Genomic DNA, 7,997 nt, shown 5'->3' on the forward strand with positions numbered 1-7,997 from the left:
CTCATCTCCCCTGCCCCCTGCCCCACTAAAAGTATAGGATTAGGGTTGAATTTGTTTGCTACACAACTATGGGTAAAGGATTATGGCATCATCGCAACAGCTAAACCGCTTTGGACATCATCTGATTTTGGGTATTTCTGGTACTACGTTAAGTGATGAAGATAAACGCGCACTCGGTGAATTAAAGCCCATTGGGGTGATATTTTTTGCTAAAAATTTTCTAGATGGCGCTCCCTATGAGGTTTGGCTACAAAAATTCCAAGATTTGAACAACCAAATACGGCAATATACTGAACGGGAGTCAATGTTTGTCACTTTAGATCACGAAGGTGGTCGTGTGGTTCGTACACCGCCACCAATTACACGATTTCCTCAAGCGTTGTTGCTGCGATCGCACGCCTACGAAGTAGCAAAAGCCACAGCTGTAGAACTAAAATCATTAGGAATAAATTTATCTTGGGCACCTGTAGCAGATATTTTTTCTCAGCCCAATAATCCTGTAATTGGCTCTCGTGCCTTTGGTAGCAACCCCGAAACTGCTGCTCAAGGTGCCCGTGACTACTACCTTGGACTTCGAGATTCAGGAATTATCGGATGTGCTAAGCATTTTCCCGGACATGGAGATACTAGTCAAGATTCTCACGTTGAGCTACCAGTACTCAATTTGACTTTAGAAGAATTGCGACTTCGAGAACTGATACCTTTTAAAACTCTTATTGAAGTACAGATTCCTTTAGTTATGACAGTCCATATCTTGTTTCCCAAGATAGATCCTGATGTGCCAGCGACCCTTTCTCAACCTATTCTCAACAACATACTGAGGGAGGAGCTTGGCTTTAAAGGAGTAGTTGTTTCTGATGATTTAGATATGAAAGCAATCTCAGATATGTTTATTCAAGCTGGGACTGTAGCGCGGTCACTTAATGCAGGTTGTGACCTGTTTATTGTCTCGCGTAATATTAATTCATCATCTATTGAAAGAACTTATCGCATTGCTGAAGATTTTGCCGATTCTCTGAGTAACGGTAGCTTAGATGAATCAGTTGTGGAAGCAGCTAGAGAAAGAATTGAAAAATTACTGGTGCTAACACCGCAATATACCGTGCAAGCTTTGGATAAAGATATATTATTGCAACATGCTCAACTGGCGATCGCTAGTTCCTATTCATAAATGGGTGGTATAGGGGTCGAACCTATTTCTGCGGGTTAAAAGCCCGCTGCACAGCCGGTATGCCAACCACCCTAGTTAATTTGAATAAAAAATGAGCAAGTGCGATCGTATTACATCGCAAAGCTTGTAACACCAAACTTATACAGGAGATTTCAAGTTAATGATGTAGACTATCTAGCTCTCAAAGCCAGGTAGAGAAACTATTCTAATTCTGACTCCTGAATTCTGACTCCTGAATTCTGACTCCTGAATTCTGCTGTATGTAAATCCACCAGGGAGGTACTGCCCCTCCTATTTCTGTGTTATCAGCACAGCGCCTCGCTTTTCGGCTTCAGGTGGATAAGAGGAAGATGGAGGAATCGAACCCCTACAGTTGCCCGTACTCCAAGGTTCAAGCTTGGTTGCCGTCCATTCAGCAGCATCTTCCATTCAGGGGCGTCTGACGGGACTCGAACCCACAACCTTCGAGGTAGAAACTCGAAGCTCTATTCCATTGAGCTACACTCCCAAGATTTGGTAGTCCTGGCAGGAATTGAACCCGCAACATTCTTCTTGTAAGGAAGACACTCTACCAATTGAGCTACAGGACTACGCAAGCGAGTGGAGGGACTTGAACCCACGCACTGAGTATGGCGCACTCAGATGCTACCGATTACATCACACCCGCAAGTTTCAGAGCGGACGGCGAGATTTGTAGCTTGCTTCCCGAAGGGTACTCGCACGAAGACGGTGGAAACGTCTCATGCTGCCGTTACATCACACCCGCATCAAGCTGGTAACAGGAGTTGAACCTGCAACCTACTGATTACAAGTCAGTTGCTCTGCCAATTGAGCTACACCAGCACTAATTTTGGTGACGGGGGCAGGAGTTGAACCTGCCGATGTTCAGGTTATGAGCCTGACGAGCCACCGTTGCTCCATCCCCGCATATTCACCAATACCCCTGACTGGATTTGAACCAGCAACCTCTTCGTTCTAAGCGAAGCGCCTCTTCCGTTGGGCTACAAGGGCAAAGCCTGAGAGTGGTAGGTATTGTAGACCCCTTGGCGGCTTCCCGCAGGGTATCTGCGACCAGGAGTTACCGAAACTCCTGCGCTCCTAAGTGCGCCACACCCAGATATTTTGGTACTCCCGACAGGATTTGAACCTGCAAAAAACTAGATCCTCAATCTAGTGCGTCTTCCATTCCGCCACGAGAGCTTAGTACCCCTGACAGGATTTGTAGACGCGAAGCAGCTTCCCGAAGGGTAGCTGCAAAGGACTCTGATTCCAGCACCTATGCCAGTTCCGTCACAAGGGCATATCGGGATGGCAGGACTTGAACCTGCGACTCCATGCTCCCAAAGCATGGCTTCTCGCCACTGAATTACATCCCGTTGGTACTCCTGGTGGGAGTCGAACCCACAACAAAACAGATTTTAAGTCTGCCACCTCTTCCAATTGGGCTACAGGAGCAAAGTTTGGTACTCTTGGTGGGAGTCGAACCCACAACTTACCGTTTTTGAGACGGCAGCCTCTTCCAGTTGGGCTACAAGAGCATAAGTGATATTACTTATTTAATAGAACTGGGAAGATAGGACTCGAACCTATATTTTTCCGCTTTCAAAGAGCGGTGCCATACCGATTAGGCGACTCCCCAATGTAAATTTAGAAGGTGTTAATTCATCAAATATTTGAACTTTGAAATTGCTTTTGTTTTGTCCAATATCCTCTTGCTGGTTTCTCAATTCCATAAGATTTACACCATTTTTCTACTGCTTTGTCACTAACACCAAAATCTTTAGCTATTAAAGTTGTTGGTTTTGACCAAATTAATTTGAATAATTCTTCTCTAGAAGGTCTTTCTACTTTCCTCTTTGTGAAGTTTAATCTTATTGATACACATTTTTTACAAAGTTTTAACCTAGAGTATTTTGTTATTGCTGTATGACATTGCGAACAAGAAAAAATATTGATTTTCCCATAACTTAATCGCCTACCAGCAAAAGTTTCTGTTTGGCTGTGACAGTTTGGACAAAGTAAACGTAAATTTTCAAGTCGATTGTCGTTACTAATACCGTTTATATGGTCTAATTGCAAACAAAGACGCTTACCATTCCAATCTGGTGATATCCCGCATTCATAACATTTTTCCTCGAACAATGATTCTTCAATTAATCTAATTTTAAGAGTAAATCTGTTATAAGAAGAGCCTAAAATTAAAATATTTTCTAATGGGATTCTTTTCTGTTATGCATACTTTCTAAATCCGATTGTATTATCTCCTATCGGCGGAATAATATTATGTTTATCACACCAATTATGGAAATGTTTATAGTTACCACCAGCCGCTCGAAGCCCTAGATATTCCAAGCATTGCTTTACAGATGAGCAGCATTTCACAGCTTCTTCTATTTTTGATTTATTTGACAGAATACTTCGCCGTGGCATGAATTCTTTGCAGTTGTTTAATGGTTAAAAAATAAGGTAACACGATTAAGTAAATCATAAATTGCTAGTTCAACTCAAAATTTAGCTGCCGAGGTAGGGTTTGAACCTACAAACTCCTGTTTCAGAGACAGGTGACTCTACCAATTCGTCCACCCGGCAATGAAATAAATGGCTGCCTCAGTAGGACTTGAACCTACAACCGCGCGGTTAACAGCCGCTTGCTCTGCCATTGAGCTATGAGGCAACGAAGCCCCCCAGGTCGGAATCGAACCGACGACCTCCTGTTCTTGTCTTTCAGACACGCTTCGCGAACAGACAGGCGCTAACTACCAACTGAGCTACCGGGGGATAAGGAGGAGAGATGGGTTTTATCCAGTGGACTGGTTTAATTCAACTCGAATCAGCCACTCCATCATCTCTCTCATGTAACGAGAGTGGAGGGATTTGAACCCTCAAATCTTCAGTTTCGTAGACTGAGATGTTATCCAGTTACACCACACTCTCAAGGCGGAGAGGACAGGATTTGAACCTGCGACGGTACTACCCGTTTCCTCTTAGCAGGAGGACGCTTTGAGCCACTCAGCCACCTCTCCTCAGTGGGTTGGGCAGGAATTGAACCTGCAACCAAGAAAGGACGCTTTTACAGAGCGCAGCCCACACCAATAGGCGAGCCAACCCAGAATAAGTCATTCCCCTGACGGGATTTGAACCCGCAATCTCTGGTTTGAAAGAACAGCGACTTAACCATTCGTCCACAGGGGCAGAATTGAGAGAATTTTAGATTTTAAATTTTAGATTTTAGATTAAAAAATTTAATCCAAAATCTAAAATCTAAAATCCAAAATTGTCTGACGCAAGGACTAGGATTTGAACCTAGAACATCGGATTTGGAGTCACGAGGTGTTGCCGTTACACCATCCCTGCATTGGTAGCAGTGGCGGGATTTGAACCCGCATCGACCCGGTTATGAGCCAGGAGCTTTACGTTAAGCTACACTGCGACATCAGAGGCTGAGGTGAGAATTGAACTCACGATGTCGGTTTTGCAGACCAATGCCTTCAACCACTTGGCTACTCAGCCGTTTGGGAGTCCCGACGAGATTTGCACTCGCAGTCTTCAGTTTGAGAAACTGACGGCTTCAACTATTCGCCTACGGGACTTCAACCAGGGTGACGGGACTTGTAGCTTGCTTCCCGAAGGGTACCCGCAACATTTCCGCAGACAACGGAACGCTCTAGCCAATTGAGCTACACCCCGATTTTTGAGAATGTGTGCCTAAAATTTGAGATTTTTAGGCACATGTTTTGTTGGTGAACTTGCCCATTTCTTATTCAGTTTTCAAGGTTCAGATAAATTAATTTTTACTGTTAGAAAATATTAGGAAAACAACGGAAATTCTAGGTAGTAAGTCTGTTGGATATTCCTGATGTATTCAGTGGTTTGTAACAGTGCAAACTTTGAATTTTTTTCGTTTATTGCCTCTACTTGCAAACCATCGCAAGTAGAAGTCGCTTTGTTAGTTGGAGACTTTGGTTGATTCCAATGTCTGTTCTGGAGTTGTATGTAGAACATGACTTTGACCCTTGCGAAGCTTGTCTTTTGCTTCACTACATATATACTACATAATACTACAAAAGAGTGTCAAGGGGTTTGAGAAAATTTTTTTTAAATTGGCTATAAGAGCTTCTCAGCTTAGATTTGAACTTACTAATCTTGAAAAAAGGGCAAAGGGTAAAGGTTAAAGGGTAAAGGGATGAACAGGTTACATCTATAAAGAACGAGGTTTTTATCTTTGCCCTTTTCTCCTTTCCCCTTTCCCCTTCTTGAGAAATTAAAAACTCCATCGGTACGTTTTGCTCGGTATGATATTTGATCTGCAAGCATTTACTCAATAGAAACGAGCTATGACCCAGAACTACCGCATTACTCTACTCCCCGGCGATGGCATTGGCCCTGAAATTATGGCAGTGGCGGTAGATGTGCTGAAAGTTGCAGGCAAGAAATTTGATATTCAATTTGAATTCCAAGAAGCCCTCATCGGTGGTGCAGCAATTGACGCCACGGGGGAACCTCTGCCTTCTGCGACTTTAGATACTTGTCGTAATAGTGATGCTGTATTACTCGCTGCCATTGGTGGCTACAAGTGGGATTCTCTACCATCGAATTTACGCCCAGAAGCAGGTTTGTTAGGGCTACGTGCGGGTTTGGGATTATTTGCCAATTTACGCCCAGCAAAAATTTTGCCCCAGCTAATCGATGCTTCGACTTTGAAGCGGGAAGTTGTGGAAGGCGTCGATATTATGGTGGTGCGCGAACTCACTGGTGGAATTTATTTCGGGAAACCAAAGGGAATTTTTGCTACCGAAACTGGTGAAAAACGCGGTGTAAATACGATGGTTTACACAGAATCAGAAATCGATCGCATTGGACGAGTGGCTTTTGAAGCAGCCCGCAAACGCGGCGGCAAACTTTGTTCTGTGGATAAGGCTAATGTATTAGAAGTATCTCAGTTGTGGCGCGATCGCATTACGCAACTTTCCCAAGAATATCCAGATATCGAACTGTCTCATCTTTATGTAGATAATGCCGCTATGCAGTTGGTACGCGCTCCCAAGCAGTTTGATACCATTGTCACCGGGAATTTGTTTGGTGATATTCTCTCTGACGCTGCTGCCATGCTCACGGGTAGTATTGGGATGTTGCCTTCCGCTAGTTTGGGCGCTGAGGGCCCTGGTGTATTTGAACCAGTTCATGGTTCCGCCCCAGATATTGCAGGACAAGATAAGGCAAATCCATTAGCACAGGTTTTAAGTGCGGCGATGATGTTACGCTACGGCTTAAATGAGCCAAAAGCAGCAGATAGCATAGAACAAGCTGTACTACAAGTTTTAGAACAAGGCGATCGCACAGGTGATATAATTTCACCAGGAAAAAATCTCTTAGGTTGCCGTGCTATGGGCAATGCGCTGATTGTAGCTCTGGAAGCTCAATAATTTAACAATTCAACCTGGGCAATTTGGCAACCTTTACCATAAGTTTCGGGTAGACTAAAGAGAAATCTAGCAATCAAATAACAGTCGATAGTGTACGCATTACGACAAGGTCAAACAAATTTTACAGTTCCTAAGAACCAGCCGCCTTTGATTGATACCGCCGTAATCAGAGCCGCTGGGCAGATCTACTACACTCACTGCGAAGTACATCCCGAAATAGCTGGGCAACCTTCCGGTGTAGCAATTAATCGTTTAACTCATCGAGGTAAGGTGATTTTTACTAACCAACCTGTTCTCTTACCTCAAGAGTGTTTTGTGCCCTTGAGTCAAATTGAATCGCACATGTATTAAATATTGGGCATTGGCATTAGGCATTGGGCATTGGGCATTGGGCATTAGTCATTGAGCATTGGTCATTAGTCAAACAAGAAGGACAAATGACTAATGACAAAGAACAGAGGACATTAGTTGTTAACTCTTGACAAAGGACAAATGGACAAATGACAAATGACTAATGATTAATGACTAAGGACGAATGACTATATGGACATTTTGTTCGCCGTTTTGGCGAGTGTAATTGTCTTTGCTTTGGGTGCATCTGTTGGCAGTTTTATCAATGTTGTTGTTTATCGATTACCTGCTGGGTTGTCAATTCTTTGGCCGCCTTCTCGTTGTCCGCATTGCTTAAATCAGCTAAAAGCTTACGACAACGTACCAGTGTTCGGCTGGATTTCCTTGAGAGGGCGGTGTCGATATTGCAAAAGCAAAATTTCTCTCCGTTATCCTGTGGTAGAAGGGGTAACGGGAATAATTTTTTTACTGGTTTTTTTAGTATTCAAAGCTTCAATTTTCACAATAGGCTATTGGGCTTTTTGCAGTTGGTTATTGGCGCTATCGTTGATTGACCTGGATACAATGACGCTGCCCAATGCACTTACTAAGTCGGGTTTAGTGGCGGGCATTTTATTTCAAATGATGGTTGGTTTTCTACCAGAAGCTAGTTCTGTAGCACTGGTAAATCACTTGATGATGGGGATAGTTGGTGCAGTATTGGGGTTATGGTTGCTTGATGCCATCGCCATATTAGGTTCCATTGCCTTCGGAAAAGCTGCAATGGGGGCTGGTGATGCCAAATTAGCAGCAATGATGGGAGCCTGGTTAGGGTGGAAATATTTGCTGTTGGCTAGTTTTCTTGCCTGTGCCCTGGGAGCGTTAGTGGGTAGCGGTGCAATAGTGCGATCGCGCCATAAATTCGGACAAAAGATGCCTTTCGGGCCTTTTCTCGCTTTAGGGTCTGTAATTACTATATTTATTGGTGAAGCAATTTTATCTAGCTACCTACGGTTATTTTTTCCAGCGTCATGAATTGGAATAGGGCATGGGGCATGGGGCATGGGGTATGG

4 protein-coding genes, 24 tRNA genes and 1 pseudogene are annotated in these 7,997 nt (G+C 43.7%); 4 read left to right on the forward strand and 25 right to left on the reverse strand.

Annotated features, from left to right (window positions below):
• The first annotated feature begins 82 nt into the window (after window positions 1-82).
• Window positions 83-1,171 carry a beta-N-acetylhexosaminidase gene (nagZ, locus tag GNE10_RS28770; protein ID WP_185569091.1) on the forward strand — a complete coding sequence of 363 codons (1,089 nt, stop codon included), beginning with the start codon at window positions 83-85 and terminating at the stop codon, window positions 1,169-1,171.
• Window position 1,172: 1 nt separating this feature from the next.
• Here the strand turns inward: nagZ and GNE10_RS28775 are convergent.
• The 25 genes and pseudogenes from GNE10_RS28775 to GNE10_RS28895 form a co-directional block, all read right to left on the reverse strand.
• Window positions 1,173-1,243 (reverse strand) — tRNA-Lys (locus GNE10_RS28775).
• Between the two features lie 272 nt (window positions 1,244-1,515).
• Window positions 1,516-1,598, reverse strand: a tRNA-Ser gene (locus tag GNE10_RS28780).
• A gap of 87 nt (window positions 1,599-1,685) precedes the next feature.
• Window positions 1,686-1,761, reverse strand: a tRNA-Val gene (locus tag GNE10_RS28785).
• Window positions 1,762-1,766: 5 nt separating this feature from the next.
• A tRNA-Gly gene (locus tag GNE10_RS28790) sits at window positions 1,767-1,838 on the reverse strand.
• Window positions 1,839-1,941: 103 nt separating this feature from the next.
• Window positions 1,942-2,014, reverse strand: a tRNA-Thr gene (locus tag GNE10_RS28795).
• An 8-nt stretch (window positions 2,015-2,022) separates the two neighbouring features.
• A tRNA-Met gene (locus tag GNE10_RS28800) sits at window positions 2,023-2,099 on the reverse strand.
• A gap of 10 nt (window positions 2,100-2,109) precedes the next feature.
• Window positions 2,110-2,182: transfer RNA gene (locus GNE10_RS28805), tRNA-Leu, on the reverse strand.
• A 112-nt stretch (window positions 2,183-2,294) separates the two neighbouring features.
• Window positions 2,295-2,371, reverse strand: a tRNA-Leu gene (locus tag GNE10_RS28810).
• Window positions 2,372-2,474: 103 nt separating this feature from the next.
• A tRNA-Pro gene (locus GNE10_RS28815) sits at window positions 2,475-2,547 on the reverse strand.
• A 1-nt stretch (window position 2,548) separates the two neighbouring features.
• Window positions 2,549-2,626 (reverse strand) — tRNA-Leu (locus GNE10_RS28820).
• Window positions 2,627-2,632: 6 nt separating this feature from the next.
• A tRNA-Leu gene (locus tag GNE10_RS28825) sits at window positions 2,633-2,709 on the reverse strand.
• Window positions 2,710-2,736: 27 nt separating this feature from the next.
• Window positions 2,737-2,810, reverse strand: a tRNA-Gln gene (locus tag GNE10_RS28830).
• Window positions 2,811-2,836: 26 nt separating this feature from the next.
• Window positions 2,837-3,601: pseudogene (locus GNE10_RS36440) on the reverse strand (HNH endonuclease signature motif containing protein).
• An 85-nt stretch (window positions 3,602-3,686) separates the two neighbouring features.
• A tRNA-Gln gene (locus GNE10_RS28840) sits at window positions 3,687-3,760 on the reverse strand.
• Between the two features lie 10 nt (window positions 3,761-3,770).
• Window positions 3,771-3,845 (reverse strand) — tRNA-Asn (locus GNE10_RS28845).
• Between the two features lie 6 nt (window positions 3,846-3,851).
• Window positions 3,852-3,949, reverse strand: a tRNA-OTHER gene (locus GNE10_RS28850).
• Between the two features lie 81 nt (window positions 3,950-4,030).
• A tRNA-Arg gene (locus tag GNE10_RS28855) sits at window positions 4,031-4,105 on the reverse strand.
• Window positions 4,106-4,109: 4 nt separating this feature from the next.
• Window positions 4,110-4,194 (reverse strand) — tRNA-Ser (locus GNE10_RS28860).
• 4 nt (window positions 4,195-4,198) lie between these two features.
• A tRNA-Tyr gene (locus GNE10_RS28865) sits at window positions 4,199-4,279 on the reverse strand.
• Window positions 4,280-4,290: 11 nt separating this feature from the next.
• Window positions 4,291-4,362, reverse strand: a tRNA-Glu gene (locus GNE10_RS28870).
• A gap of 91 nt (window positions 4,363-4,453) precedes the next feature.
• Window positions 4,454-4,525: transfer RNA gene (locus tag GNE10_RS28875), tRNA-Trp, on the reverse strand.
• A gap of 2 nt (window positions 4,526-4,527) precedes the next feature.
• A tRNA-Ile gene (locus GNE10_RS28880) sits at window positions 4,528-4,601 on the reverse strand.
• Window positions 4,602-4,608: 7 nt separating this feature from the next.
• Window positions 4,609-4,681, reverse strand: a tRNA-Cys gene (locus GNE10_RS28885).
• Between the two features lie 3 nt (window positions 4,682-4,684).
• Window positions 4,685-4,761: transfer RNA gene (locus tag GNE10_RS28890), tRNA-Glu, on the reverse strand.
• A 4-nt stretch (window positions 4,762-4,765) separates the two neighbouring features.
• Window positions 4,766-4,858 (reverse strand) — tRNA-Asp (locus tag GNE10_RS28895).
• A gap of 647 nt (window positions 4,859-5,505) precedes the next feature.
• Between GNE10_RS28895 and leuB the strand changes: the two genes are divergently transcribed.
• From leuB to GNE10_RS28910, 3 genes are all read left to right on the forward strand, one after another.
• On the forward strand, window positions 5,506-6,594 hold the full coding sequence (gene leuB, locus GNE10_RS28900; RefSeq protein WP_185569093.1) for a 3-isopropylmalate dehydrogenase: 1,089 nt from the start codon (window positions 5,506-5,508) through the stop codon (window positions 6,592-6,594).
• Window positions 6,595-6,684: 90 nt separating this feature from the next.
• The gene (locus tag GNE10_RS28905; RefSeq protein ID WP_099068345.1) at window positions 6,685-6,945 is read left to right on the forward strand and encodes a hypothetical protein; all 261 of its coding nucleotides are present in this window, start codon (window positions 6,685-6,687) and stop codon (window positions 6,943-6,945) included.
• Window positions 6,946-7,137: 192 nt separating this feature from the next.
• Window positions 7,138-7,959 carry an A24 family peptidase gene (locus GNE10_RS28910; protein WP_099068346.1) on the forward strand — a complete coding sequence of 274 codons (822 nt, stop codon included), beginning with the start codon at window positions 7,138-7,140 and terminating at the stop codon, window positions 7,957-7,959.
• The last annotated feature ends 38 nt before the right edge of the window (window positions 7,960-7,997 follow it).

The sequence above is a fragment of the Nostoc sp. 2RC genome, from assembly GCF_014222165.1.
Lineage (GTDB): Bacteria > Cyanobacteriota > Cyanobacteriia > Cyanobacteriales > Nostocaceae > Nostoc > Nostoc linckia.